This is a genomic window from Stappia sp., from assembly GCF_048261845.1.
GTDB lineage: Bacteria > Pseudomonadota > Alphaproteobacteria > Rhizobiales > Stappiaceae > Stappia.
This window is the reverse complement of record NZ_JBLXFR010000010.1, coordinates 71,620-98,275: the sequence shown is the minus strand read 5'-3', so window position 1 is coordinate 98,275 and position 26,656 is coordinate 71,620. Positions and strand designations below refer to the sequence as shown.

The window sequence follows — 26,656 nt, the reverse complement described above, 5'->3', positions numbered from 1 at the left end:
GGCGACCACCAGCGCGATTTCGGCCGGATAGGCGGGATCGCTCGCGGCGTCGAGCAGCGCGGTCATGTTCGAGCCGCGTCCGGAAACGAGAATGGCCGTGCGCTTGCGGCCGCTTGCAACCGGTCCGCTGGTCAAAGTGCCAGTGCCCCGTCGAAGAGGACGGCCTCGTCGCCCGCGCGCGGCTCGAGCTTGCCGATGCGGGTGACCGTCTCGCCCTCGGCGGCAAGCGCCGCGATGACCGCGTCGGCTTCGTCCGCCTCGACCGCGACCACCATGCCGACGCCGCAGTTGAACGTGCGCAGCATTTCGGACTGGGCGACGCCGCCGGTTTTCGCCAGCCAGCCGAAGACCGGCGGCACGGCGATCGCCGAAAGGTCGATGCGCGCGGCGAGGGTGCCGGGCAGCACGCGCGGCAGGTTCTCCGGCAAGCCGCCGCCGGTGATATGGGCAAGCGCCTTGATGCCGGCGCCGGCCTTCAGGGCGGCCAGGAGCGGCTTCACGTAAATGCGGGTCGGCGTCATCAGTGCCTCGCCCAGCGTCGCACCCTGTGCGAAGGGGGCGGGTGCGCTCCACTCGAGGCCGGCATGCTCGACGATCCTGCGCACCAGCGAGAAGCCGTTGGAATGGACGCCGGAGGAGGCGAGCGCCAGCAGCACGTCGCCGGGTTTCGCATCGCCGCGCGGCAGCAGCGAACCGCGCTCGGCCGCCCCGACCGCGAAGCCGGCAAGATCGTAGTCGCCGGCCCGGTACATGCCCGGCATTTCCGCCGTTTCGCCGCCGATCAGGGCGCATCCGGAGATGCGGCAGCCCTCGGCAATGCCTTTGACCACATCGGCGGCAACATCGATGTCGAGTGCGCCGCAGGCGTAATAGTCGAGGAAGAACAGCGGCTCGGCGCCCTGCACGACGAGATCGTTGACGCACATGGCAACCAGGTCGATGCCGACGGTCGCATGGGCGCCGCTGTCGATGGCGATCTTCAGCTTGGTGCCGACGCCGTCATTGGCGGCGACCAGGACGGGATCGCTGAAGCCTGCGGCCTTGAGGTCGAACAGGCCGCCGAAACCGCCGATCTCGCTGTCGGCGCCCGGCCTTGCGGTGGCCTTGACGAAGGGCTTTATGCGCGTGACAAGGGCGTTGCCCGCATCGATGTCGACACCGGACTGCGCATAGGTGAGACCGTTCGATCCGGTCGGCTGGCTGGCGCTCATTGCGGCACTCCGATGCTGCGGCTTTGGGAGACTGATTGCACGCGATTACAGTCGAACGCCGCCGAACACAAGGGCGGCGCGCTTCGCCGGGTGTGACGGGCGCCCGCACCTGTGGGCGGCGCGGGACAGCGGGCACAAACCCGCGCCTTTCCGCGCTCCCCGCCTTGACGCTCGGTGGCGCGGCTGCCTATCTGCTTGCAGGACACTGCGGGTCAGGGGCGCCTAGGCAAGGGAAACATTTTCGTGACGTTGCAGCGGCATATCTATTTCTGGCTCGCCTCCTTCGCGTTCTTCGCGGGGTTTGTCTATCTTTTCAGCCCGATCCTGCTTCCCTTCGTCGCCGGCATGGCGCTCGCCTACCTGCTTGATCCGGTCGCCGACCGGCTGGAGGCTCTCGGCCTGCCGCGGCTTGGTGCGACGATTGTCATCCTGGTGCTCTTTGTCATCGGCTTCGTGCTGATCCTGCTTCTTCTTCTCCCGGTTCTCGGCAATCAGCTCGCCGCCTTCCTCAAGGCGCTGCCGGGTCTTGTCACCTCGCTGCAGCAATTGGTGAGCGATGCGCTCGGCAGCCGCCTCTTCGAACTGATCGGCATTGGCGGCGGCGACATCAAGGCGAATGTCGGAGGGTTGCTGGGCGAGGGGGCCGGTTGGGTTGCGGGCCTGCTCAAGTCGGTCTGGAACGGGGGGCAGGCGCTCTTGTCGCTCGTCTCGCTGTTCGTCGTGACGCCGGTTGTCGCCTTCTATCTTCTGCTCGACTGGGACCGGATGGTCGAGCGCATCGACGGCTGGCTGCCGCGCCAGCACCGCGATACCATTCGCGAACTCGCCGGGGAGATGGACGCCGCCGTTGCAGGTTTCGTGCGCGGTCAGGTCAGCGTCTGCTTCCTTCTGGGGGCATTCTATGCGATCGGCCTTGCATTGGCCGGCCTCAATTTCGGCCTGCTGATCGGCATCGGCGCCGGTCTCGTCAGCTTCATTCCCTATGTCGGCGCGACGCTCGGTCTCGTCGTCTCCCTCGGCGTCGCTCTGGTGCAGTTCTGGCCCGACTGGCCGATGATCGCGGTCGTGCTGGCGATCTTCGCCACTGGCCAGTTCCTTGAGGGCAACATCCTGCAACCGAAGCTGGTGGGCAACAATGTCGGCCTGCATCCGGTCTGGCTGATGTTTGCGCTCTTTGCCTTCGGCTACATGTTCGGTTTCGTCGGCATGCTGATTGCGGTTCCGGCATCGGCGATGATCGGCGTTCTGATCCGTTTCGCGCTCGGCCAGTACATGGCGAGCTCTCTTTACTACGGGGGCGCCGGCCGGGTCGCCGACACCGAAGGCGGCGAGGAGCGCGATGGTTGACATCCGCCGCCACGGGGGCGAGCAGTTGCCGCTGGTGCTGCCGCACGAGGTCGCGTTCGGGCGCGACGATTTCCTCCTTGGTGCCTCCAACCGGGCCGCCTTCTCGCTGGTCGAGAGCTGGCCGGCCTGGCCTTCGCAGACGGCGGTGCTCGCCGGGCCCGTGGGCTCGGGCAAGACCCATCTCGCCCATGTCTGGCAAGGGGTGAGCGGGGCTCCCATCCTGGCCGCGGGCGCGCTGCGCGGCGAGGACGTCACGGCGCTGGCGGCGAACCGGGCCGTGGCGATCGAGGACGCCCATTCCGGCTTCGACGAGACGGCGCTGTTCCACCTGTTCAACGCCGTGCGCGACAGCGGCGCGAGCCTGCTGATCACCTCGCGCAGCTGGCCCCAGTCCTGGGGACTGCGTCTGCCGGATCTGGCCTCGCGGCTGCGGGCGGCGACGCCGGTGGAAATCCTCGAACCGGACGACGACCTGCTGCGACGGGTTCTGGTCAAGCTCTTTGCCGATCGCCAGATCGATATCGACCCGGCCGTGGTAGACTTTCTCGTGGTGCGCATGGAGCGCTCCGTCGCCGCCGCGCAGGTCCTGGTCGAGCAGCTCGACCAGGCATCGCTGTCGGCGGCACGCAGGATCACCCGGCCGATGGCGGCAAAGGTTCTGGCATCAGCCGGGTAAGGATGCGGGCGGGTTGCGAGTGATGCAAATCCGTCAAAACAATCCGATACAGTCGCGCCCGACAGTGAGAATCGGATAGCCGGCCATGGCCGGCTCGCAGGAGGCAGGCATGAACGAGACAGGCGCGAACCCCAAGGATGCGGAAGCGGTTGAGGCGCCGGTGACAGCGACCAGAACCGGTGTCTCCGACGCCGCCGAGGCGCTTGCGGATCATCCAAGCCGGTTCATCAATCGGGAACTTTCCTGGCTTCAGTTCAACAGGCGGGTGCTGGAGGAGGCGGAGAACGCGTCGCATCCGCTTCTCGAGCGCCTGCGCTTCCTGTCGATTTCCGCCAACAATCTCGACGAGTTCTTCATGGTTCGCGTCGCCGGCCTGCGCGCCCAGCAGCGCGAGGGCATGTCGGCACGTTCCCTCGACGGCCTGACGCCGAACGAGCAGCTTGAACGGATCTCGGCGGCGATCCTGGCCTTGCAGAGCGAACAGCAGAGCGTCTGGCGCGAGATGCGCAAGCTGCTTGCCGGGGATCGCATCTCGATCATCGACGGGACGGACCTGTCGGCGCAGGACCTGCAGTGGCTGGAAGACTATTTCCTCGCCCACATCTTCCCGGTGCTGACGCCGCTGGCCATCGATCCGGCGCACCCGTTCCCCTTTATCGCCAATCTGGGCTTTTCGCTCGTTCTTGAACTTGCACCGGAAAAGGGCGGCCGGGGCATGACCGCGCTGCTGCGCATTCCCGCGCAGATCGACCGCTTCGTGCGGCTGCCGGCCGCCGACAGCGAGGGGCAGGACCGCTACATCACGATCGAGAACGCGCTGGGTCTGTTCATCACCCGGCTGTTCCCGGGCTACGAGATCCGGGGCAAGGGCGCGTTTCGCGTCATCCGCGATTCCGATCTGGAGATCGAGGAGGAGGCGGAGGACCTGGTGCGCCTCTTCGAAAGTGCGCTGAAGCGTCGCCGGCGCGGTTCGGTGATCCGCCTCGAGATCGAGGAATCGACACCTGCGTCCCTGCGCGAATTCGTCGCCGAGGCCCTCGGCGCGTCGGCGGACGAGGTGTTCATGGTTGACGGGCTTCTTGCCCTCAACAACCTGTCGCAACTGGTCTCCATCGACCGCGACGAACTCAAGTTCGAGCCCTACACGCCGCGCTTCCCCGAGCGCATTCGCGAGCATGGCGGTGACTGTTTCGCGGCGATCCAGCAGAAGGACATCATCGTCCACCACCCCTACGAATCCTTCGACGTGGTGGTCCAGTACCTGCGCCAGGCGGCCCAGGATCCGGACGTGGTGGCGATCAAGCAGACGCTCTACCGGACTTCGAACAATTCCCCCATCGTCAAGGCGCTGGTCGAGGCGGCGGAGGCCGGCAAGTCGGTGACGGCGCTGGTCGAACTCAAGGCGCGCTTCGACGAGGAGGCGAATATCCGCTGGTCACGCGACCTGGAGCGCGCCGGCGTGCAGGTCGTCTTCGGCTTCCTGGAGCTGAAGACCCATGCCAAGCTTTCCATGGTGGTTCGCCGCGAGCATGGCGAATTGCGCACCTACTGTCATATCGGCACGGGCAACTACCACCCGATCACCGCGCGCATCTACACCGACCTTTCCTATTTCACGGCCGATCCGCGCATCGGGCAGGAGGTCGCCAAGATCTTCAATTTCATCACCGGCTATGCCGAGCCGGTGGAGCTGCAGAAGATGATGGTTTCGCCGGTGACGCTGCGGCGCGACTTCATGGCGATGATCGCGGCCGAGGCGGAGCATGCCAAGGCGGGCCGGCCGGCGCAGATCTGGATGAAAATGAATTCGCTCGTTGATCCCCAGATCATTGACGCGCTCTACCAGGCCAGCCAGGCAGGCGTTCAGATCGACCTCGTGATCCGCGGCATCTGCTGTTTGCGCCCCGGAATTCCGGGATTGTCCGACAACATCCGGGCGAAATCGATCGTCGGACGTTTTCTGGAACACAGCCGGATCTTCTGCTTCGGCAACGGTCACGGGCTTCCCTCGCCGGATGCTGTCGTCTATATCGGCTCGGCGGACCTGATGCCGCGCAATATCGACAGGCGGGTGGAAACACTCGCGCCGCTGCTGACTCCGACCGTGCACGAACAGGTTCTCGATCAGATCATGGCCGCCAATTTCAAGGACAACCAGCAGAGCTGGCGGCTTCTGCCCGACGGCGGACATGAGCGGGTGCGCCTGTCGCGCGGCGAGAAACCGTTCAACGCGCATCAGTATTTCATGACGAATCCGTCGCTGTCGGGACGCGGCAAGTCGCTGCGCAGTCACAGCCCGAAACCCTTCGCGGAGCCGAGGAAGCGTGGCTGAAGATGCCCATCATTCGATCGTGCGCGGCCGGCTCAACGGGAGCGGGCCGGTCGCGGTGATCGATATCGGATCGAACTCGATCCGCCTTGTGGTCTACGAACGCCACGCCAGAACGCCAACGGTGCTGTTCAACGAGAAGGTGCTTGCCGGGCTGGGACGCGGCGTCGGGGCGACGGGTCGCCTCTCGGACGCTGCCACGGAGCAGGCGGAGCGGGCCCTCGTGCGCTTTCGCCGGCTGTGCGACCAGATCGGTGTCGGCGACCTGCATATCCTGGCCACGGCCGCGACCCGCGATGCGGCGAACGGGCAGCAGTTTCTCGATGCGGTCGAGGCGATCTGCCGGACGCCGGTGCGCCTGCTTTCCGGGCGCGACGAGGCGCGTCTGGCTGCGCTCGGCATCGTCTCCGGCATCTGGCGGCCCGACGGGATCGTCGGCGACCTGGGGGGAGGCAGCCTCGAGCTCGTCGAGCTGAAACACGACGAGATCGGGCGCGGCCAGACCCTGCCGCTCGGCGGCATCCGCCTGCAGGAGGACGCCGAGGGCAAGACCGCGAAGGCACAGAAGATCGCCGAACAGGCGCTCGACGATGTCGACTGGCTGCCGATCGGTTCCGGCAAGCCCTTTTATGCAGTGGGCGGGACGTGGCGCTCGCTCGCCCGGCTGCATCTGCACCAGAACGGCTACCCGCTGCATGTCATGCACGACTATGCAATCCCGGCCGAGGAGGCGATCGAGTTCTGTCAGCTCGTCGCCCGCCGCGATCCCGACAGCCTCGACATGATCGAGGTCGTTTCGCGGGCCCGCCGCCAGTTGCTGCCCTTCGGCGCGGTGGTCATGGAAAAGGTGCTGCGGCGAAGCAAGGCCTCGAAAGTTGTGATGTCGGCCCTCGGCCTGCGCGAGGGGCTGCTCTACGACCTGTTGCCGGAGGAGACGCGCCGGCAGGACCCCTTGGTCGAGGCGGCGCGCGAATTGTCGATCCTCCGGTCCCGCTCGCCCGCCTATGGCGAGGAACTGGTGGGCTGGACGGACAAGCTGTTTCCCGCCGTCGGCATCGACGAGACGGAATACGAGCGCCGCCTGCGCGCCGCCGGCTGCCTCCTGTCGGATATCGGCTGGCGCGCCCATCCCGACTATCGCGGCGAGCAGAGCCTCAACATCATCTCCAATGCGGGCTTTGTCGGGATCGACCACCCGGGTCGGGCCTATCTGGCGCTGTCGGTCTTCTACCGGCACCAGGGGCTGGTGGAGGACGCGCTCGGACCGCGCATCCGCGAGCTGGCCCATACCCGCCTCAAGGACCGCGCCCGTGTTCTTGGCGGCGCGCTCCGGGTTGCGTCGGTGCTCAGCGCCTCGGTCGCCGGTATCCTGCCGCGGGTGCAGGTCGCCGTCGAGGAGGGTGAAGTCGTGATGACGCTGGAGGGCGAGCTTTGCGCCCTTGCCGGCGAGCGCCTCAACAAGCGGCTGACACAGTTCGCGCGCCTGCTCGGGCTCAAGTCGCGGGTCGAGACGCGCCCCTGAAGCACGTCCCTTGAGGCATGTCCCTGAGGCTCGCGCCTCGAGACGCGCGGGACGTCGTGGCCGCGGTGTTACTCCGCGGCCGCCTTTTCCTGCTTCTGGCGGTTGCGACGGCGCTTCGAGGGCTCGGCCTTGGGGGCGACGATCGGCTCGGCCTGCTCGACCGAGACGATGCGCTTGCCGTTGAAGGCAAGGGCGATCTCGCCGCGCTTCAGCTTCAGGGCTGCCTCTCCGAAAAGTTCCCGGCGCCAGCCCTTCAGGGCGGCGACATCGGCGTCGTCGCTGGCGGCGATCTTTTCCAGGTCTTCCATCGTGGCGATCACCTTGGAGGCGACGCCATTGGCCTCGCTGACCAGCTTCAGCAACACCTTGAGAAGATCGACGGCGGCGGCGGACCCGTCGGGCGCGGAACGGCCCTTGGGAACCTGCGGCAGCTGGTCCTTGGGGATCGCCAGCGCCCGCTTGACCGCGCCGAGGATGTCCTCGGCCGTGCGCGAGCGCTCGAAACCGCGCGGAATGGTGCGCAGCGCGGCGAGCGCCTGGGTGTTGGTCGGCTGCTGGGCTGCGACCTCGTAGATCGCGTCGTCCTTGATGATGCGGTTGCGCGGCACGTCGCGTTCATGCGCCTCGCGCTCGCGCCAGGCCGCCACTTCCTGCAGCACGGCGAACTCGATCGGCTTGCGGACCCTGAGCTTGAGCCGTTTCCAGGCGTTCTCCGGATCGCTCCTGTAGGTGCTTTCCGAGGTCAGGATCTCCATCTCGTCGCCCACCCAGTGGCTGCGGCCCTGTTCGGCGAGATTGGCCTTGAGGAAGTGGTACACCTCCCGCAGATGGGTGACGTCGGCGAGCGCGTAGTCGAGCTGCTTGTCGGAGAGGGGGCGCCGCGCCCAGTCGGTGAAGCGCGACGACTTGTCGATCCGTTCCGCCGTGATGCGGTGGACGAGCTGGTCGTAGGAGATCGAATCGCCGAATCCGCAGACCATCGCCGCCACCTGGGTGTCGAACACCGGGTGAGGGATGAAGCCGCCGAGATGGTAGACGATCTCGATGTCCTGGCGCGCGGCGTGGAACACCTTGACCACGCTTTCGTCGCGCATCAGGTCGAAGAACGGGCCGAGATCCAGCTCTTCGGAGAGCGGATCGACGATCACGGCTTCCTCGACACTGGCCAACTGAATGACGCAGAGTTTCGGCCAGAAGGTGGTTTCGCGCAGGAACTCGGTGTCTACCGCGACGAAATCATGTTGGGCGAGACGCCGACAAACGTCGGTGAGGTCTTTTGTGCTTGTTACGATATGCATGTCGACCGCGAGATATATCCCAAGCCTGCCCGCTTGTCGCCACGAAATCGCCTTGAACGGACACCTTCCGCACAAGGGCCCGGAGCGGGCCCGAACGGGCGCTCTGCCTTGACTTTGTCGTCGTGCCGTTGTTTGTGCACGGCGCGCATCGGCGCCGGACTTCGGCCCGGACTTCAGCCATGCCGCAAGCCTTCAGGCTTTCTTCAAACGTCGGGTCATCGAGGACGAAATGCACCGTTATCGCAGTCACACGTGCGGGGAACTGCGCGAAACCCATGTCGGCGCAACGGCGCGCCTGTCGGGCTGGGTGCACCGCGTGCGCGATCATGGCGGCCTTCTGTTCATCGACCTGCGCGATCATTACGGCATGACGCAATGCGTCGTCGATCCCGATTCGCCGGCCTTCAAGCTGGCCGAGACGGTGCGCGCCGAATGGTGCCTGCGCATCGACGGCGACGTGAAGAAGCGCACCGACGAGACGGTCAACGAGGCGCTGCCGACCGGCGCCATCGAACTCTTCATCCGCGACATCGAGGTCCTTGGCGCGGCGCGCGAGCTGCCGCTGCCGGTCTTCAACGAGCCGGAATACCCGGAAGACATCCGGCTGACCTACCGCTTCCTCGACCTGCGCCGCGAGACGCTGCACGCCAACATCATGACGCGCACGAAGATCATCTCGTCGCTGCGCCAGCGCATGGGCGAGACCGGTTTCACCGAGTTCCAGACGCCGATCCTGACGGCGTCCTCGCCGGAAGGCGCGCGCGACTTCCTGGTGCCCTCGCGGCTGCATCCGGGCAAGTTCTATGCGCTGCCGCAGGCGCCGCAGCAGTTCAAGCAGCTCCTGATGATGTCGGGCTTCGACCGCTATTTCCAGATCGCGCCTTGTTTCCGCGACGAGGACCCGCGCGCCGACCGCCTGCCGGGCGAGTTCTACCAGCTCGACGTGGAAATGAGCTTCGTCGAGCAGGACGACGTGTTCTCGACGATGGAACCGGTGATGCGCGGCGTCTTCGAGGAGTTCGCCAAGGGCAAGCCGGTCACCGAGGTCTTCCCGCGCATTCCCTATGCCGAGGCGATCGCCAAATACGGGTCCGACAAGCCGGACCTGCGCAACCCGATCGAGATGCAGGATGTCGGCACCCACTTTGCCGGCTCGGGCTTCAAGATCTTTGCCCGCCTTCTCGAGGACGAGAAGAACGCCGTGTGGGCGATTCCCGCCCCGACCGGCGGCAGCCGCGCCTTCTGCGACCGGATGAATTCCTGGGCGCAGGGTGAGGGCCAGCCGGGCCTTGGTTACATCTTCTGGCGCGAGGAAGCCGGTGCCATCGAGGGCGCCGGGCCGCTGGCCAAGAACATCGGACCGGAGCGCACCGAGGCGATCCGCACCCAGCTCGGGCTGCAGGCGGGCGATGCCGCGTTCTTCGTCGCGGGCGACCCGAAGAAGTTCGCGGACTTTGCCGGCAAGGCCCGCACCAAGGCGGCCGAGGATCTCGACCTCGTCGACCGCGACCGTTTCGCGCTCGCCTGGATCGTCGACTTCCCGTTCTTCGAGTGGGACGAGGAGGAGAAGAAGGTCGAGTTCGCCCACAATCCCTTCTCGATGCCGCAGGGCGGGCTCGAGGCGCTCCAGACCATGGATCCGCTCGACATCAAGGCCTTCCAGTACGACCTGGTGTGCAACGGCTACGAGATCGCTTCCGGTTCGATCCGTAACCAGTCGCCGGACCTGATGGTCAAGGCGTTCGAGACGGTCGGCCTCACCAAGGCGGATGTCGAAGAGCGCTTCGGCGGTCTTTACCGGGCCTTCCAGTACGGCGCGCCGCCGCATGGCGGTATGGCGGCCGGCGTCGACCGTATCGTCATGCTTCTCGTCGGTGCTAAGAACGTGCGCGACGTGAGTCTCTTCCCGATGAACCAGCAGGCGCAGGATCTCCTGATGGGCGCACCGTCCGACGTCTATCCGAAGCAGTTGCGCGAGCTTCACATCCGTCTCAACCTGCCGGAAAAGGGCTGACGCCGACGGCGCCAGCCTCCTCAAGGCACCGCGCCGGCCTGGGGGGAGCCGCCGCGCATCAACGGACAAGGCAGACGCTTTGAAACGCATCTGGTCCTCCCTGTTTGCCGATACCGAGGGCGCTCCCTTCCTGATCCGCCGGCTGGTGCTGGAAAACGCCCGCGACTATGCGTGGCGCTATGCGCTCGCCTTCGTCTTCATGGGACTGGTCGCGGCCTGCACGGCGGCCAGCGCCTGGATCATGAAGGACGTGATCAACGAGGTGTTCCTGGAGCGCGACGCGACCACGGTCGTGCTCATCGCCGCCTTCGTCCTGTTCATCTTCACCATGAAGGGGGCAGCCACCTACGGGCAGCAGGTGGTGCTCGGACAGATCGGCAACGCGATCATCGCACGCACCCAGTCGCGGCTGTTTCACGCCATCACCCGCCAGGATGTCGGCTTCTTCGAGACTTCCGGTATTGGCGATCTGGGCACGCGCCTGTCGCACAACGCCACGGCCGCGCGGACCGCGCTCGACCTCGTCGTCACGGCAGTCGGGCGCGACCTGCTGACGGTGGTCGCCCTCGTTGCGGTGATGGTCGTCCAGGATCCCCTGATGAGCCTGATCGCGCTGGTCATCATGCCGCCGGCGATCATCATCATCGCCGGCCTTGTGCGCCGGGTGCGCCGGGTGGCCAAGACGCAGTTCGTTTCGCTGACCCGCATCCTGTCGATCGCCCAGGAGACGATCTCCGGCATCCGTGTCGTCAAGGCTTTCGCCGTCGAGGACCGGTTGCGTGCCGAGATGGATGCCGCCGTCGCCGACGTCGAGCTGCGCGCCAACAAGATCACCCGGCTTTCCGCGCGCACCTCGCCCGTCATGGAGACGCTCGGCGGTGCGGCCATCGCGCTGGTCATTCTCTATGGCGGCTACAGCGTCATCGAGCGCGGCGGCGATCCCGGCGCCTTCTTCGCCTTCATCACCGCCCTGTTGCTGGCCTATGACCCGTCGCGGCGGCTGGCACGCCTCAACGTCAACCTGTCCGCCCACATGGTCGGGATCCGCTTGATGTACGACATCCTCGACCGGGTGCCGGGCGAGACGGACGAGGCTTTGCCGTCCGCCGACGAGACCGTCACCGCGGGCGCCGTGCGGTTCGACGACGTCACCTTCCACTATGGCGAGGTGCCGGCGCTCGAAGGCCTCGACTTCACTGCCCGTGCCGGCGAGGTGACGGCGCTGGTCGGCCCGTCGGGTGCGGGCAAGTCGACGGTCTTCGCGCTGATCGAGCGCTTCTACGATCCGACCTCGGGGCGTGTCCTGGTCGACGGTGCGGACGTTCGCGACCGGCCTCTCGAGGCCCTGCGCGGCCGCATCGCCCTGGTCTCGCAGGACACGTTTCTTTTCGACATTTCGGTGCGTGACAACATCTCCATCGGCCGGCCGACCGCCAGCGACGAGGAGATTTTCCAGGCGGCGCGCGAGGCCAACGCGCATGACTTCATCCTCGCCCTGGAAGACGGCTACGACACGCGTGTGGGTGAGGGCGGCGGGCGGCTGTCCGGCGGCCAGCGCCAGCGCGTGGCGATTGCCCGCGCGATCCTGCGCGATGCGCCGCTCTTGCTGCTCGACGAGGCAACCTCGGCGCTCGATTCCGAATCCGAGGCCAAGATCCAGTCGGCCCTTGCCAACCTGATGCGCGGCCGCACCACGATTGTCATCGCCCATCGCCTTGCGACCGTGCGCGAGGCGAACCAGATTGTCGTGATGGATCGCGGACGGGTCATCGAGCGCGGCACCCATGCAGAGCTTTTCGCCCATGGCGGGCTCTACAAGCGGCTGTGCGACCTGCAGTTCGCCGAAGGCGGTTCGAGCCCCGCCTGAGGGCCTTGCCGCCTTGTCTGGTGCAATCTTCCGCGTTCCCGCCGCACCTGCCCTGGAAACCAACGGGCCCCGGGTCGCGCTTCGCTTGCCCGGGGGCGAGGGGGGGCGACACATCGGCCTTGGCCCTCTCTCAGACGTCATCCCGGACTTGATCCGGGATCCATTGGCACCCCCGGCAGGCGTGATCGGCACCGCTGGCCGCGGCAGGCACAGAAGAGCCTGCGCGGTTGGCCGGTCGAGCGCTGGAGGAGGGCAGCGTGCAGCCCTCCAGCCCGTCTTCAGCGACCCGGATTGGCGCTCACCGTCGCGTTGAGCAGTTGCGGCAGCGTGTTCGGCGTGGTGGCCAGCACCCCCATGATCTGCATCGCCGGCACCGGATTGGCAGGCTCGACGTTCAGCACCAGTTCGTCGGGCGAGACCAGGAAGGCCTTCAGAGCGCCATGCAGGCTCTGGCCGAACGGGGTGTCCTTCACCGGGCCCATTTCATTGGCGGCCTGGTCGGCAAGAGCAAGGGCCAGCGTTTCCGGCGACAGGCCGGAGCCCGCCGCCTGCTGGGCGATGAAGGCGGAGACGAGCTTGGCATCGCGCACCGTGATCCGCGCCCGGTTGACGGTCGCCGTGGCGATTGCCATCTGCGCCTGCTCCGGGCTTTCGAAGACGATGCGCGGGATGCCGCCGATCTCCATCACCATGTCGATCGATCCGCCGCCCTCGATGTTGAAGGACACCGGGTCGGCGCTCAGCACCTGCGTGTCCGGGTCCCAGCGCAGCCGCATGCGGTCCGAATAGCGCACCACGTCGAGCCCCATTGCCTCGAACAGGGAGCGCGCCTCCTCCTCCTCGATCAGCGAGACCGGGAAGACGGCGTTCTCGGTGAGGCCTTCGATCGCGGTCGGGAACGGCTGGATGAAATCGCTCATCGCCAGCCGGTAGCGATCCAGCGAGGCCGGCGCCGGAAGGTCGTCCGAGGCGACCTTGAGTCCCTCGATCTCGATCAGGCCGAGCGTCGGCACGATCGACAGGATCTCGGCAAGCGAGGGCTCGTTCCTGGCAGCGGCCAGCCCGAAATCGAGATAGGAGGCAAGCCGCGCCAGGCGCAGGTCCTGCATGGTGAAACCGGCAAGGTCGAAGACGCCGCTGTTCTCCGCGGTTGTCAACGAGACATCGGCGATGGAGAACTCGCCGAGGCCGCGATAGGAGGCATCCTTCACCGCGATCGTGCCGACAGCCCCGTTGGCCGCTTCCGAGGAGAGAGCCAATGCGTCGAGCCTGAAGCTGTCCAGGGACAGGGCTTCCAGCGCATTGAGGGCCTCGCGGCCGATTGCGGCCAGGCCCGTCTCGTCCTGGGGCAGGGTGCCGAGCACCGCCTTGTCACCGAGGGCGGCGACGTCGAAGGCGGGTGTGTCGGAAAGGACGTGCAGGCCATTGGCGGTCGCGCTCCCGATGGCGCCCGAACCGAGCGGGCCGGCATCGATCGTCATGCCGTCGATGCTGGCGGATTCGATCATCGCGTCTCCGGTCAGCCGGTCCTTCGGGAGCATGCCGAGCAGACGCAGCAACGGCTTGATGTCGGTGCCGGTGACGACCTGAAGCCCGGTTTCCTGGCGCATCGTCAAGGCCGTGCCGTTCGAACCGGGTTCGGGCTGGAATGCCGTTTCGGACACCGTCTTTTCTATGCGCTGCTCTTCCATCCGGCCGTTGGCAATGCCGGTGATGGTGAAGTTCTCGTAGCGTTCGGTGCCACTGCCGCCGTCCGGGAGTTTCGACCTGGCCTCCATGAGACGCACGGATACGCGGTCCATGCGTCCGCGGAGCGAGGCGACGATGGCCGGCACGAAGCGTGAAACGGGCCGTGCCGCGTCCTCCTCAACCTGCAGGTAGGGCTGGTAATAGTTCTCCGCGACGAGATCGTACTGCGTGGCGGTGATCTCGAAAGGCGTCCGCCGGCCTTTCTCGGTGACGCCGCCGCTGAAGGTGAACTCGTGTCCGCCCGGCTGCTCGTAGCGGTCGAGATGGACGCCGTCCGCTTCCATGCGGGCACCGATCAGCCGCGTTTCCGGGCTGTCGATGCGGATGTCGATGTCGATGTCTGTCTCGCCGAAGGAAAAGGCGAAGTCCCAGCCGAGCTTCGCCCCGCGCAGGATCGCGTCGGACGGCGCCGTCTCGGTCAGGCTCTCGTATTCGGCAATGGTCGCGCCGTTGGCCTTTGCCCAGGCGAAGAAGGCTTCGCTCGCCTCGATGGCCGGATTGGCACTGGCCGGCGCACCGAGGGCGGTCGCGGCGAGCAGGAATGCGCCAGCAGCAGGCGCGCGCAGGAATGTCTTCGGCATGATCCGTGTCCGTCGCTTGAAATGGCTGTTCGCAATGCGTCTGTCCGCCGGATGCGGAAACGGGAGGGCAATAGCCCTCCCGCCGATGCTCAGTTCTCGTTGGCGGTGATGGTCACGCCGAGAATGTCGGGCAGCGTTTGCGGCGCCATCATCGCGGTGCCGAGCACCTGGGCGAAGGGCACGGGTGCGGCCGGCATCGCCGTCGCGCTGAGCGACCTGGGATCGTTGAGGAAGGCAGTTGCTGCGGAGGCGACCTTCTTCTGGAAGCCGGGATTGTTGATCATCGACAGCATGAACGGCAGGGCGCCGGTGAGCTGCTGGACGAATTCCTCGCGCGTGGCGCCGGCTTCCTTGGCCTGGTTGTCCAGGAGCCGGTCGACGAGCGAGCCGTTGTCGATGCGCAGCGTCAGGCTTTCCACCAGAAGACCCTGCATGAGGCCCATCGCCTTTTCCGGGTTGTCCTGGGCCGCGTCGAGCTGCTGGACCACCTCGCGCGTCAGGCCGTTGATGCGCAGCGTGGCGTTGAGCGTGGCGGCGTTCTCGCCGGAGAGCGTCAGCTTCTCGATGTTGAGCGTGCCGCTTGCCGGATCCCAGTCGATCTCCATCTGCAGGCTCAGCATGACCGTGTCGTAGCCAAGGTCGGTGAGGGTCTTGCGCTCCTCCTCGTCGAGTTGGTCTGCGCTGACCTCGACGCCTTCCAGCGACAGTGATCCGGCGGTGGGCAGGTCGCCCTCCATCCTGTCGATCACGGCGCTGGCCCGTGCGATGGGGATCGTGCCCTGGTCCTCGGTCTCCACGACGATGCCGGTCAGCTCGGCGCTCGAATATCCAGGTGCGATCGCGTCGGCCGAGGCCTTCGCCCTGACGCTGGCGGCCGAGGGAAGCACCGGCTTGACGATGGCGACGCGGGCAACGCGCGCGTTCACCTTGTCCTTGCCGTCCGTGTCGTCGATGGCGACATCGGTCATCGTCATGGTGTCGGCGGACAGCTTGCCGTCGGCATCGACGCTGCCGCCCTCGATGGTCGTCTCCGCGATGGTGAGATCGGACGTCTTGCCATTGTCGTCGACATTGGCGCGCAGGCCCGTGATGACGACGTCGCCGCCGCTGCCCGAGACCCCGTCATAGCCGGAGATCGTCGCGTTGCCGGCCTCCAGGATCTCCATGAACGTGTCGGCGACCTCGTTGCCGGAGGCATCGAAGGCGAGCGCCTGGTGGCCGGGAAGGGCCGCGGCGAGAAGGAAGGGGCAGGCCAGAGCGAGCGCGCGGGCGCGGCTGCGTAGGGGAAGATAGGTCATGCAGACGTCTCCGAATTTCGTTTGCTGTTATCCGCTCCCTGCCTGCGGAGCGCTACGATGCGTCAAATATGTCCCAAGGACAAGCCATGCGGGAAGACCGTCGAGCGGGAAGCGAGGCAGCGAAAGGGGGGGGGTATGCCGGGCTAGGATGCGGATGCGAAAAGCTTTTCCGGCCATTCGGCCATCGCGTTTGCGACCATTTCAAGGCTCGGCAGGCTGGCCTCGTTGCCCAGATGCTGGATCGCGTGCGCCGAGGCCGCGCGGGCGAAGCGGAAATGCGCCTCCCAATCCTGTTCGGGGTTGGCGAGGAAAGAGTGGATATAGGCGCCGTGGAAGACATCGCCGGCGCCATTGGTGTCGAGGATCCGCTCGCGCGGCACGTCGAGGGCGGGCAGGCGCGCCGTCGGGCCGCCGTTTTCGTACCAGACGAGCCCCTCGTCGCCGAGCGTCACGCCGCCCACCCGGCAGCCCCTTGCGCGCAAAAGGTCCAGCGTTTCTTCCACGCTCGCGCCCAGCTGCTCGCAGAACCGGGCGGAGACGATGGCGATGTCGATGAAGCGCAGCAACTCGTCGGTGTTCTCGCGCACCGCGCCGCCGTCGAGCGAGGTCAGGATGCCGGCCTCGCGCGCCGCGCGCGCATAGTGAAGCGCGGCGTCCGGCATGTGCCCGTCGAGGTGCAGCGCTCGGCAGCCGGCGAGGTTCAGGACCGGGAAGGGGTGCAGGAAATCGTTGTCACGGCAGCGCACGATGGCACGCTTGCCGTCCCTGGGCATGATGAAGGAGAGGGAGGATTCGCGCACCTTGCGGCCATGCACCGAGATGCCGTACTTGGCCGCCATGTCGAGGAACATGCGCGCCAGCCAGTCGTCGGCCTGGGAGCACAGCAGGTCGGGGGCGATGCCCAGTTTGGCGCAGGCAAAACCCGCCGTCACCGCGTTGCCGCCGAAGCTGACCGCATAGTCGCGCGCGATCGTCTTTTCGTCGCCGGTCGGCAGCGCGTCGGTCAGGAAGGTGATGTCGATATAGGCCTGACCGATGAACAATGCCTGCATGCGGGGGCTCCTGTGGCGTTGGATCAACCGGCGCGGCTAAGTGGCCGTGCGCCCGGAATTATTTTGCTGCGTCCGGCCTGTCTTCAGGGGTCATTTACCAAAGCGGCGCATAGTGAAACGGTTGTTCAATCCCGGATGATCGCGTGCCGCATCGCTATACCCGTTTCCTGAAAACTCTCGTGATTGCCCTCGGACTGGCGATCGCACCCCTCATCGCGGCCAATTACATCCTCGACAACTATGCCGTAACACAGGCCGAGACCGAGATGAAGGCGGCGGCGGAGCGCTATGTGCTGCGCGCCGAGAAGGCCATTGGCGATGCCGTTTCGGTTCTCCAGGGCCTGCATCAGGGCGGCTTCGTCACCTGTTCTGCCGCCGACCGCGCCGCCTTCCATGCCGGCCTGATCGCGGCGCCTTTCGTGCAGATGATCGGCGTCGTCGATTCCGGCGGCGTGCTGATGTGCAACGTGCCGGACGAGACGGGCAACGGCGATCCGGTTCTTCCCGTCCTGCAGTCCGATTCGCCGCTGGTCGGCATCGGCATGCGCGACCGGGCCTATGAAGGGGTGCGCGTCGCGCTGGTCAGCTGGCGGATCGGCAACGGCAGCCGGCTGCTTGCGGAAATCTCGCCGGTGGCGATCTCCATCGATCCGGGCCCGGAATACCTGCGCGCCCATCGCCATGTCGAGCTGCGCCTCGGCGACGGCGTCGTCTGGCTGCGCTCGGGCGAATACGGTCGTCTCGATTCGCGCTCCGGCGAGCGCGAGCTCGTCGTCCAGATGGCCTCGGCGAAATATCCGATGCTGGCCACCGTCACCGCGCCGGCCTCGGCCGCCGACAACCTGGTGCGCGATCTCAAGGTGGTCTCGGCCATCGCCGCCGTCGGGTTCGCCATTCTCTTCATCGCCATCAGCGTGTGGTTCTCCTGGCGTCCCGAGAGCGAGGCGGAGGACGAGTTCGTCCAGTCGATCCGCCGGGGCGAGTTCGTGCCCTATTACCAGCCGGTGATGGACATCGAGACCGGCCGCCTGCGCGGCTGCGAGGTGTTGATGCGGTGGGCCCGGCCCGACGGGTCGGTGATTTCGCCCGGCGCCTTCATGACCTTCGCCGAGACCTCCGGCCACATCTTCGAGATGACCCGCCAGATCATGCGCAAGACGCGCGACGAGGTCGGCGATCTCTATTTCCAGAACCCGGAATTCAAGCTCTCGGTCAACCTCTTCGCCGGCCATTTCGAGGACCGCAAGATCGTCGAGGACATCATCGAGATCTATGGCGAATCGAAGATCGCCTTCCAGCAGATCGTCATGGAAGTGACCGAGCGCCAGCCGCTGTCGGACATGGACACGGCGCGCAAGATCATCGCCGAGATGCAGGCCGTCGGCGTGCGCGTCGCGCTCGACGACGTGGGCACCGGCCATGGCGGCTTCGCCTATCTGCAGAAGCTCGGCATCGACATCATCAAGATCGACAAGATGTTCATCGACAGCCTCGGCACCGACGACAATTCCACCACCATCGTCGACACGATGGTGGAGCTGGCCGACAACCTGGGCATGGGCATCATCGCCGAGGGCGTCGAGACGATGGAGCAGATCGAGCGCCTGCGCGAGCTTGGCGTCTCCGCCGCGCAGGGCTACATCTTCGCCCCCCCGCTGCCGGCGAAACTCTTCATCGACCTTGCCACGGCGCTCTCAGGCGGCAGGAAAGCCGGTGACGAGGACGAGACTGCCGAGACCATCGCCAACGTGGCGTGAGGGGGCTGTTGCCTCGTTGAACGGGTGGGCAGCGGCTTCCCGTGCGTTCCTGTTTCCCTGCGCCAGGGCATTTCGTTTGCGAAGCGTCCCTCGTGCGGTCCGTAATTGACCGGGATGCATGTTTCGCTGTTAACTGTCCTCGGTCCGCGGACGAAGGACAGAAAGCCGAAGCCGAATGAAAAGCCAGGACATCGTCATACTGTTGAAGCTCGCGAGCCTGCAGGAACTGGAAGGCCCTGGCGTGTCCGGGAGCTCCGATGATGTGCCGGGACGCGAAGAACCCTATTCCGTTCGCGGTCTGGGGGCATCGCTTGGCATCAGCAAGACAGAGGTGAGTGCCTCGCTCAATCGCAGCCTTGCGTCCGGCCTTGCGGTGAGGGACCCGGAGCGCGGCCGGGCAAAGCCCAGCAGGCGCAGCCTCTGCGATTTCATCATTCACGGCTTGAAATTCGTGTATCCGGCAAGACCCGGTGCACCCTTGCGCGGAATGCCCACAGCCTTTGCCGCCCCCATGCTTCAGGGCCGCCTCTTAAGCGCCGGCGACGACATTCATGTCTGGCCCGATGCGAAGGGCAGGACGCGGGGCCTGTCGGTCGAGCCTCTGTTCAGGTCCGTGCCGGAAGCGGCCGGGCAGGACGAGCGGCTGTACGAATATCTCGCGCTCGTCGACGCGATCAGGCTCGGGCGGCAGCGCGAGGCCAATCTCGCCGCGGACCTCATCAGGGAAAGACTCCTGAAGCGATGAGCGTCCGGGGCGTGCTTCTGCATATGCTGGAGACGGTCGCCGAGGCTCTCGGCGAGGACCTTCGGCAGAGACTGGTCTTTGTCGGCGGATGCACCACCGCGCTCTTCGTGACCGACCCGGTCACCCTGGAAGACGTGCGGGCGACGGATGATGTCGATCTGATCGTCGATCTGGCCGGATACGGAGAATGGGCACGGTTGCAGGACCAGTTGCGGCAGAGGGGCTTTTCCGAATCTCCGGATGACGACGTGATCTGCCGCATGCGCCTCGGCGCGCTAAAGGTCGATTTCATGCCGGACGACAAGGAAATTCTCGGTTTCACAAACCGCTGGTATGCGCGTGGGATCGAGACGGCGGTGACACGTTCTCTGCCGAGTGGACGCGATATCAGGCTTCTCACCCCCGCGCTTTTTGTCGCCACCAAGCTGGAGGCCTATCTCGGCCGTGGCCGCAATGACCCTCTTGGCAGTCATGATCTGGAGGACATCCTGATCGTCGTCGATGGACGGGAGGAGCTGGCCGCCGAGGTATGCGCAGCGGACGAAGACATTCGGGACTTCATCGCCGCCAAGCTTCGCACTCTGCAGGCTCATGACGATTTCGACAGTTTCCTCGAAGGCAATATCAGGGGCCCCGACGGTCGGACCGAGATCGTTCGCACCCGCCTCTCCGCCATGGCCGCTGGCGGCGGTGGAAGCTGACATCAGGACGGGCGCAGGCTGGCACGGTCGATGGAGAGATCATCGTACTGCGTGCTGCGGTGCCGCGTTCCATGCCAGGCGCCGGGAGCATCAATCTCGACTGCGAGGACGACGCGGTGTGAGACTGCTTGGTCGACTTCGTTACGGGAGTTTGGGCTGGTAAGGCGTCGGCTGACGAGGGTGAGTGACCTGCTCCCCTAACAGTCCTCGTCTATAGGTTGGCTCTGTTCAGGATTTGGCCGCTTTCGGCCCGGGGTGATGCTCGCGGGGCTTTGCCCGTTGAGGCTCGAACGAGGGCGGTGACGGTTGTAGTCGTCCCGCCATGTCTCCATCCACTGGCGGGCGTGGCGCAGGTTTGGAAACAGGTACTCGTTCGGACACTCTTCCTTTTCCCCAAAAACCAAAACACCCCGGCGGTGGCTCCCGGCGGGGTGTTTTGTATCTCTTGATGGCTCGCTATCGCGCGGGGGCAGCGTCGTCGCGCGGCGCCTGAGGCCCGTTCCTACTCGCCCGGTGTCCAGGGCTGGTAGTCGCCGGTCACCTGCGGTCGCTTTTCGCCGGTCAGGATCGAGCCCTTGGGGCGGTAGGCCTGATGCGTGCCGGTGCGGTTGGGGATGTGCGGGGCTTCCCAGGCGCGGGGGGCGTAGTCGGTCTCGCTCGGGGCGACATCCGTGCGGTGGTGCATCCAGCCGTGCCAGCCCGGCGGGATCGTTGATGCTTCCGCGAGGCCGTCATAGATCACCCAGCGCTTCTTCCCGCCGCGCTCGCGGTAGTAGGAATTGCCGAACTCGTCCTTGCCGACGAACTCGCCCTTGCGCCATGTGAAGAAGCGCGTGCCCCAGGTGGCGCTGTTCCACCAGGTGAAGAATTGCAGCAGGGTTTTCATCGGCTCGCCGTCTTGTTTGATACCGTTGCCCTCGCATAGCGCAAGCTTGCCCGTTGCGCAATGCGGCGGGGCGTCCCCGGTACGTTCCCGGCGGGGCCGGCCCGTCTTCTCAGGCGGCGGTCTTGTCGCGCTTGGCGCGCACGGTGGCAAATCCCGCCCGTCCGCCCTTGACGCCGGCCTTTTCGGCGGCGGCCACCTCGTGCAGCGGCGGATGCGCCGGTTCAAGCCGTGCCGGCGTGCCATGCGGCACGTCGCGGCGGGTCACGGCGGGCTTGACGGTGACCACGTTGCGGCCGTTGCCGATCTGCTGCCACTTGCGGGCCTTGGCATCGAGAGTGTCGGCGACGCCGTCGATGACATAGCGCCCGTCCTCGCCCATCACCAGCGGGCGGGCATCGCGCAGCGTCCAAGCCAGCCGGTCGTAGAGGGCGGAGGGCGACAGCGGCTTGGTCAGCACGTGCTGGGCGCCGTCGCGCAGCATCCGGTCGATCAATGTGCGGGTGCCGTGGGCGGTGCAGAACATCACCGGCAGGAAGCACAGGGGCGCCATCTTGCGCTGGCGGAGGGTGCGCAGCAGGGCAACGCCGCTCATCGGCTTCATCCGCCAGTCGGTGATGACGAAATTGGGCGGGTCGAGCCGCATCGCCTCGAGCGCGGCCTCGGCGGTGTCGAAGGTCCTGACCCGGCGGACGCGGAACGACAGCAGCGTCGAGCGCAGGATCGCCTGCATCGGCTTGGAATCGTCGACGACGACGACATCGAGATCGCTGATGTGCAGTCCGTATGCGTAATGCCGCGTCATCCGAGCCACGTTGCCATCCCGGTTGGAGATCCCCTGGGAGACATTTAGAGCACAGCCGGATTTCCCCGCGATTGAGGGGAACAGGACGATTCTCAGACAGTTTTGCTAAAATTGAATCGATATCGCTGGTATATTGACAAAATCAGCGTGATTCTGTTTTCGCCAGCGCCGTTTCGGGCCGTGTTTTGCCCGTTTTCGGGGCAAACGGGGACAGGTTTGCACTATCCCCGGTGTGTCCCGCCGGTCGCCGGTTTTGAGGTCCGAAGCCGCCAATCCCCGCAAGAGGCCGGGCAAGGGGCGCGGGCCAGGGGGCGCCCAGAGACGGCCGGGGCAGGGGACAGAGCCCCTGGCAAGGCGTATTTCGCCGCCAAGCCGGCAAAGCGTCCGTCATCCTCGTTATCCACACGTACACACTACATTTTGGGTCGCGAGGAAACGTGACCACAATAGATGGATTTGGGTGCTTGACGCTTACCGGCGATTCACCCTAACGTTCGGGTGTCGGATAAATCGCAGACAGGTTGGGGCTTCGACCCCGCGTCCTCATCAACTGCAAGCGTAGGGTTCCGGAGCTTTCCGGGTTTCGGCATGGCGACCGCGGCGGTTCGCGATGCGGGAAAATTGCGCCTTGCGTTGACGATATGTCGTGACAAAAAAGCGATGATCCACTATATCTAGTGTTCATCCTTCACACAGGACCGCGCGTTGAAGCGCGGCGACATCACAGGGCGGCGGGGACAAGGGCTTGTGCATCGGTCGATGCGCGGCCCGGCGGCGTGGCCGCCTCGCACCGGGCGCAGGCGTTTCGCCGCGTTCCGCTCCACCGGCGGCCTTGGCCGCACATGAACACCCACGGCCCGCGGGGCCGATGCACGTTAAGGGGGCTTTTGGATGAAGATCGAGCGGCGCTACACGAAGGGCGGCCAGTCGCCCTATGCCGAGATCGCGTTTCGCGTGGCCACAAGCGAAATTCGGAATCCGGACGGCTCGATCGTCTTCCGGCTTGAAAACATTGACGTTCCTGCGCAGTTCTCGCAGGTCGCTGCGGACATCCTGGCGCAGAAGTATTTCCGCAAGGCCGGTGTTCCCGCTCGCCTGAAGCCGGTCGAGGAGAACACCGTTCCCTCCTGGCTGTGGCGGCAGGAGGCCGATCTTGCGGCGCTCGAGGAACTGCCCGAGGAGGAGCGCTACGGCTCCGAGATCGATGCCCGGCAGGTTTTCGACCGGCTCGCCGGCACCTGGACCTACTGGGGCTGGAAGGGCGGATATTTCGACACCGAGGCCGACGCGCAGACCTTCTACGACGAGCTGCGCTACATGCTCGCCACCCAGAAGGTGGCGCCGAACTCGCCGCAGTGGTTCAACACCGGCCTGCACTGGGCCTATGGCATCGACGGCCCGAGCCAGGGGCATTTTTACGTTGATTTTCAGACAGGTGAGCTGACCCGCTCGGCCACGGCCTATGAGCATCCGCAGCCGCATGCCTGCTTCATCCAGTCGGTCCAGGACGATCTCGTCAACGAGAACGGCATCATGGACCTTTGGGTGCGCGAGGCGCGCCTGTTCAAGTACGGATCGGGGACAGGCTCCAACTTCTCCCGCGTGCGCGGCGAGGGCGAGAGGCTGTCGGGCGGCGGCAAGTCGTCGGGCCTGATGAGCTTCCTCAAGATCGGCGACCGGGCGGCCGGGGCCATCAAGTCGGGCGGCACGACGCGCCGCGCCGCCAAGATGGTGGTGGTCGATGTCGATCATCCCGATATCGAGGACTACATCACCTGGAAGGTCCGCGAGGAGCAGAAGGTGGCCGCGCTCGTCACCGGCTCGAAGATCTGCCAGAAGCACCTGACCGCGATCATGAAGGCCTGCGTCAATTGCGAGGCCGACAACGGGGATTGCTTCGATCCGGCGAAGAACCCGGCGTTGAAGCGCGAGATCCGCGCCGCCAAGAAGATGATGGTGCCGGAGAACTACATCCAGCGCGTCATCCAGTTCGCCCGCCAGGGTTTCACGAAGATCGAGTTCCCGACCTACAACACGGACTGGGATTCGGAAGCCTATCTGACGGTTTCGGGCCAGAACTCGAACAATTCGGTGCGCGTCACCGACGGTTTCCTGACCTCCGTGGTCGAGGATGGCGACTGGAACCTGACCGCCCGCAAGGACGGCCGCGTCACCAAGACGCTGAAGGCCCGCGAATTGTGGGAGCAGATCGGCTATGCGGCCTGGGCCTCGGCCGATCCGGGCATCCAGTACCATACGACGATCAACGACTGGCACACCTGCCCGGCCTCGGGCGAGATCCGTGCCTCCAACCCGTGCTCCGAGTACATGTTCCTCGATGACACGGCCTGCAACCTGGCGTCGCTGAACCTTCTGCAGTTCCGCGGCAAGGACGGCGTGTTCGATGTCGAGGCCTACGAGCACGGCGTGCGGCTGTGGACCATGGTGCTCGAGATCTCGGTGCTGATGGCGCAGTTCCCCTCGAAGGAAATCGCGGAGCTGTCCTACCGCTACCGCACGCTCGGCCTTGGCTATGCCAATATCGGCGGGTTGCTGATGACCTCCGGCATTCCCTATGACAGCGACGAGGGGCGGGCGATCTGCGGCGCGCTCACCGCGATCATGACCGGCGTTTCCTATGCGACCTCGGCGGAGATGGCCGGCGAGCTCGGCCCGTTCCCGGGCTATGCGGACAATGCCGGGCACATGCTGCGCGTCATCCGCAACCACCGCCGCGCCGCCCATGGCGAGACGGAAGGCTACGAGGGGCTGAGCACCAATCCGGTGCCGCTCGACCACGCCTCGTGCTCGGACAAGGTGCTTGTCGAGCGGGCAAAGGCCGCCTGGGACCTGGCGCTGGAGCTTGGCGAGAAGCACGGCTATCGCAACGCCCAGTCGACGGTGATCGCGCCGACCGGCACGATCGGCCTCGTCATGGATTGCGACACGACCGGCATCGAGCCTGACTTCGCGCTGGTGAAGTTCAAGAAGCTGGCCGGCGGCGGCTATTTCAAGATCATCAACCGGGCGGTGCCCGAGGCCCTGCGCACGCTCGGCTATTCCGAGAGCGAGATCGCCGAGATGGAGGCCTACGCGGTCGGTCACGGCACGCTCGACCAGGCTCCGGCCGTCAATCCCGGCAGCCTGCGGGCGAAGGGGTTCACGGACGCCGCGCTGGAAAAGGTGGCGGGCGCGCTGAAGTCGGCCTTCGACATCAAGTTCGTCTTCAACCGCTGGACGCTCGGCGACGAATTCCTGACCAGTGCGCTCAACGTGCCGGCCGAGAAGCTCGACGATCCGGATTTCGAGCTGCTCGCGCATCTTGGCTTCTCGCGCGCCGATATCGAGCAGGCCAACACCCATGTCTGCGGTGCGATGACGCTGGAAGGCGCGCCGTTCCTCAAGCAGGAGCATTACGCGGTCTTCGATTGCGCCAATCCGTGCGGCCGTCTGGGCAAGCGGTTCCTGTCGGTGGAGAGCCACATCCGCATGATGGCGGCCGCCCAGCCGTTCATCTCCGGCGCGATCTCCAAGACGATCAACATGCCGAACGACGCGACGGTTTCCGATTGCGCCGAAGCCTACATGTTGTCCTGGCGCCTGGCGCTGAAGGCCAACGCGCTCTACCGCGACGGCTCGAAGCTCAGCCAGCCGCTCAACTCCCAGCTTCTCGCCGACAGCGACGAGGACGAGGAGGATGCGGTCGAGACGCTGATGGCGCAGCCGCAGGCGGCACGGGCCGAGATGGTGGCGGAAAAGATCGTCGAGCGCATCGTCGAGCGGGTGGTGGAACGCACCGTGCGCGAGCGCGAGAAGATGCCGGACCGGCGCAAGGGCTACACCCAGAAGGCGCGTGTCGGCGGCCACAAGGTCTATCTCACCACGGGTGAGTATGGCGACGGCCGCCTCGGCGAGATCTTCATCGACATGCACAAGGAAGGCGCCGCCTTCCGCTCCTTGATGAACAATTTCGCCATCGCCATCTCGCTCGGCCTCCAGTACGGCGTGCCGCTCGAGGAATATGTCGACGCCTTCACCTTCACCCGGTTCGAGCCGGCCGGCATGGTGCAGGGCAACGAGGCGATCAAGAACGCGACCTCGATCCTCGACTACATCTTCCGCGAGCTGGCGGTTTCCTATCTGGACCGGCACGACCTGGCGCATGTCTCGCCGGAATCCCTGTCGACCACGTCGATCAGCGGCGGCGAGAACGAAGGCCGTCCGGCCGGCACCGCGCATAGCGGCGTCGTGTCCAAGGGGCTGGTGCGCGGCCAGACCGAGCGCTTCCGCCTCGTCGGACATCCGGGCGAGCCGGCCGGCGCGCTTGGTGGCGGAGAGAGCGGCGCGGTCAAGGGCGGCAAGGCCTCGGCGGTTGCCTCCGGCAGCATCCATGGCCGCACGACAGCGGTCGCGACCGCCTTCAAGCGGGATGTGGATGCGGCGCCGGAGACGGAAGTTGCGGTCGGTACGGCGGCGCCCGCCAAGGCAAGCCAGGCCCAGCAGATCGCCAAGGCCCGGATGCAGGGCTACGAGGGCGAGAGCTGCATGGAATGCGGCAACTTCACCATGGTGCGGAACGGCACATGCCTGAAATGCGACACCTGCGGCTCGACAAGCGGCTGCAGCTGACGGGACAGCGGGGAGGCCCGGCCTGAAGGTCGACCTTCCTGCTGCTCGGTATACGAGACACAGACCCGTCCGGCAGCAATGCCGGGCGGGTTTTGCGTTTCAGGTCAGGCGCGGGATCGGCCCGCCCGGCGTTCCATCAGGTCATTCCGGACGAGGGCGGGGGAGCCAGCCCACTGACCCGGAAATCGGTAT

Annotated in this window: 18 protein-coding genes and 1 pseudogene; 10 read left to right on the top strand and 9 right to left on the bottom strand. The window is 65.9% G+C overall.

The features are described 5' to 3' along the window. Both ACN0T5_RS06765 and purM read right to left on the bottom strand, forming a co-directional pair. Window positions 1-135: pseudogene (locus ACN0T5_RS06765) on the bottom strand (phosphoribosylglycinamide formyltransferase); the annotation flags it as partial. Then, window positions 132-1,211, bottom strand: a complete 1,080-nt coding sequence (gene purM / locus ACN0T5_RS06760) for a phosphoribosylformylglycinamidine cyclo-ligase (RefSeq protein ID WP_417767854.1) — start codon at window positions 1,209-1,211, stop codon at window positions 132-134. The pseudogene ACN0T5_RS06765 and the gene purM, both read right to left, overlap by 4 nt. A gap of 243 nt (window positions 1,212-1,454) precedes the next feature. On the opposite strand from purM, the gene ACN0T5_RS06755 reads away from it, so the two are divergent. The 4 genes from ACN0T5_RS06755 to ppx all read left to right on the top strand — a co-directional run bounded on the left by ACN0T5_RS06755 (window position 1,455) and on the right by ppx (window position 7,085). Beyond that, window positions 1,455-2,558 (top strand): AI-2E family transporter, encoded by a 1,104-nt coding sequence (locus tag ACN0T5_RS06755; protein WP_417767853.1) that lies wholly within the window; start codon window positions 1,455-1,457, stop codon window positions 2,556-2,558. After that, window positions 2,551-3,234 carry an HdaA/DnaA family protein gene (locus tag ACN0T5_RS06750; protein WP_417767852.1) on the top strand — a complete coding sequence of 228 codons (684 nt, stop codon included), beginning with the start codon at window positions 2,551-2,553 and terminating at the stop codon, window positions 3,232-3,234. The genes ACN0T5_RS06755 and ACN0T5_RS06750 overlap by 8 nt, the downstream gene beginning before the upstream one ends. Before the next feature lie 109 nt (window positions 3,235-3,343). Then, window positions 3,344-5,566, top strand: coding sequence for an RNA degradosome polyphosphate kinase (locus ACN0T5_RS06745; RefSeq protein ID WP_417767851.1), 2,223 nt, complete (start codon window positions 3,344-3,346; stop codon window positions 5,564-5,566). Next, entirely contained in the window at window positions 5,559-7,085 is a 1,527-nt protein-coding gene (ppx, locus tag ACN0T5_RS06740) for an exopolyphosphatase (RefSeq protein WP_417767850.1), read from the top strand. Before ACN0T5_RS06745 ends, ppx begins: the two co-directional genes overlap by 8 nt. 68 nt (window positions 7,086-7,153) lie before the next feature. On the opposite strand, the gene rnd is transcribed toward ppx, so the two are convergent. Further along, window positions 7,154-8,383, bottom strand: coding sequence for a ribonuclease D (rnd, locus tag ACN0T5_RS06735; protein ID WP_417767849.1), 1,230 nt, complete (start codon window positions 8,381-8,383; stop codon window positions 7,154-7,156). 229 nt (window positions 8,384-8,612) lie between these two features. Between rnd and aspS the strand changes: the two genes are divergently transcribed. Then, window positions 8,613-10,397: an aspartate--tRNA ligase gene (gene aspS, locus ACN0T5_RS06730; protein WP_417767848.1), complete on the top strand. Its 1,785-nt coding sequence runs from the start codon at window positions 8,613-8,615 to the stop codon at window positions 10,395-10,397. Between the two features lie 79 nt (window positions 10,398-10,476). Further along, window positions 10,477-12,264, top strand: coding sequence for an ABC transporter ATP-binding protein (locus tag ACN0T5_RS06725; RefSeq protein WP_417767847.1), 1,788 nt, complete (start codon window positions 10,477-10,479; stop codon window positions 12,262-12,264). 278 nt (window positions 12,265-12,542) lie between these two features. Here ACN0T5_RS06725 and ACN0T5_RS06720 read toward each other — a convergent pair whose 3' ends face one another. The 3 genes from ACN0T5_RS06720 to ACN0T5_RS06710 form a co-directional block, all read right to left on the bottom strand. After that, window positions 12,543-14,594: a hypothetical protein gene (locus tag ACN0T5_RS06720; protein ID WP_417767846.1), complete on the bottom strand. Its 2,052-nt coding sequence runs from the start codon at window positions 14,592-14,594 to the stop codon at window positions 12,543-12,545. Between the two features lie 89 nt (window positions 14,595-14,683). Further along, complete coding sequence (locus tag ACN0T5_RS06715) at window positions 14,684-15,892, bottom strand: hypothetical protein (RefSeq protein WP_417767845.1); 1,209 nt, start codon at window positions 15,890-15,892, stop codon at window positions 14,684-14,686. Between the two features lie 143 nt (window positions 15,893-16,035). Beyond that, window positions 16,036-16,944: a sugar kinase gene (locus ACN0T5_RS06710; RefSeq protein WP_417767844.1), complete on the bottom strand. Its 909-nt coding sequence runs from the start codon at window positions 16,942-16,944 to the stop codon at window positions 16,036-16,038. Window positions 16,945-17,087: 143 nt separating this feature from the next. On the opposite strand from ACN0T5_RS06710, the gene ACN0T5_RS06705 reads away from it, so the two are divergent. The 3 genes from ACN0T5_RS06705 to ACN0T5_RS06695 all read left to right on the top strand — a co-directional run bounded on the left by ACN0T5_RS06705 (window position 17,088) and on the right by ACN0T5_RS06695 (window position 20,147). Then, entirely contained in the window at window positions 17,088-18,701 is a 1,614-nt protein-coding gene (locus ACN0T5_RS06705; protein ID WP_417767843.1) for an EAL domain-containing protein, read from the top strand. A 175-nt stretch (window positions 18,702-18,876) separates the two neighbouring features. Continuing rightward, entirely contained in the window at window positions 18,877-19,446 is a 570-nt protein-coding gene (locus tag ACN0T5_RS06700; RefSeq protein ID WP_417767842.1) for a hypothetical protein, read from the top strand. An 11-nt stretch (window positions 19,447-19,457) separates the two neighbouring features. Continuing rightward, entirely contained in the window at window positions 19,458-20,147 is a 690-nt protein-coding gene (locus ACN0T5_RS06695) for a hypothetical protein (RefSeq protein WP_417767841.1), read from the top strand. A gap of 197 nt (window positions 20,148-20,344) precedes the next feature. Here ACN0T5_RS06695 and ACN0T5_RS06690 read toward each other — a convergent pair whose 3' ends face one another. The 3 genes from ACN0T5_RS06690 to ACN0T5_RS06680 form a co-directional block, all read right to left on the bottom strand. After that, entirely contained in the window at window positions 20,345-20,551 is a 207-nt protein-coding gene (locus ACN0T5_RS06690; protein ID WP_417767840.1) for an integrase core domain-containing protein, read from the bottom strand. A 98-nt stretch (window positions 20,552-20,649) separates the two neighbouring features. After that, the gene (locus ACN0T5_RS06685) at window positions 20,650-21,033 is read right to left on the bottom strand and encodes an NADH:ubiquinone oxidoreductase subunit NDUFA12 (RefSeq protein ID WP_417767839.1); all 384 of its coding nucleotides are present in this window, start codon (window positions 21,031-21,033) and stop codon (window positions 20,650-20,652) included. A gap of 109 nt (window positions 21,034-21,142) precedes the next feature. Continuing rightward, complete coding sequence (locus ACN0T5_RS06680; protein WP_417767861.1) at window positions 21,143-21,835, bottom strand: response regulator; 693 nt, start codon at window positions 21,833-21,835, stop codon at window positions 21,143-21,145. A gap of 891 nt (window positions 21,836-22,726) precedes the next feature. Between ACN0T5_RS06680 and ACN0T5_RS06675 the strand changes: the two genes are divergently transcribed. Further along, window positions 22,727-26,464, top strand: a complete 3,738-nt coding sequence (locus tag ACN0T5_RS06675) for a vitamin B12-dependent ribonucleotide reductase (RefSeq protein ID WP_417767838.1) — start codon at window positions 22,727-22,729, stop codon at window positions 26,462-26,464. Window positions 26,465-26,656 lie beyond the last annotated feature (192 nt).

What these genes read in the sequence shown, in the direction of transcription:
- ACN0T5_RS06715 (WP_417767845.1), bottom strand. Translation starts at nt 15,892, where the DNA reads ATGACCTATCTTCCCCTACGCAGCCGCGCCCGCGCGCTCGCTCTGGCC.
- ACN0T5_RS06750 (WP_417767852.1), top strand. Translation starts at nt 2,551, where the DNA reads ATGGTTGACATCCGCCGCCACGGGGGCGAGCAGTTGCCGCTGGTGCTG.
- ACN0T5_RS06745 (WP_417767851.1), top strand. Translation starts at nt 3,344, where the DNA reads ATGAACGAGACAGGCGCGAACCCCAAGGATGCGGAAGCGGTTGAGGCG.
- rnd (WP_417767849.1), bottom strand. Translation starts at nt 8,383, where the DNA reads ATGCATATCGTAACAAGCACAAAAGACCTCACCGACGTTTGTCGGCGT.
- aspS (WP_417767848.1), top strand. Translation starts at nt 8,613, where the DNA reads ATGCACCGTTATCGCAGTCACACGTGCGGGGAACTGCGCGAAACCCAT.
- ACN0T5_RS06700 (WP_417767842.1), top strand. Translation starts at nt 18,877, where the DNA reads ATGAAAAGCCAGGACATCGTCATACTGTTGAAGCTCGCGAGCCTGCAG.
- purM (WP_417767854.1), bottom strand. Translation starts at nt 1,211, where the DNA reads ATGAGCGCCAGCCAGCCGACCGGATCGAACGGTCTCACCTATGCGCAG.
- ACN0T5_RS06680 (WP_417767861.1), bottom strand. Translation starts at nt 21,835, where the DNA reads ATGACGCGGCATTACGCATACGGACTGCACATCAGCGATCTCGATGTC.
- ACN0T5_RS06685 (WP_417767839.1), bottom strand. Translation starts at nt 21,033, where the DNA reads ATGAAAACCCTGCTGCAATTCTTCACCTGGTGGAACAGCGCCACCTGG.
- ACN0T5_RS06720 (WP_417767846.1), bottom strand. Translation starts at nt 14,594, where the DNA reads ATGCCGAAGACATTCCTGCGCGCGCCTGCTGCTGGCGCATTCCTGCTC.
- ACN0T5_RS06710 (WP_417767844.1), bottom strand. Translation starts at nt 16,944, where the DNA reads ATGCAGGCATTGTTCATCGGTCAGGCCTATATCGACATCACCTTCCTG.
- ACN0T5_RS06675 (WP_417767838.1), top strand. Translation starts at nt 22,727, where the DNA reads ATGAAGATCGAGCGGCGCTACACGAAGGGCGGCCAGTCGCCCTATGCC.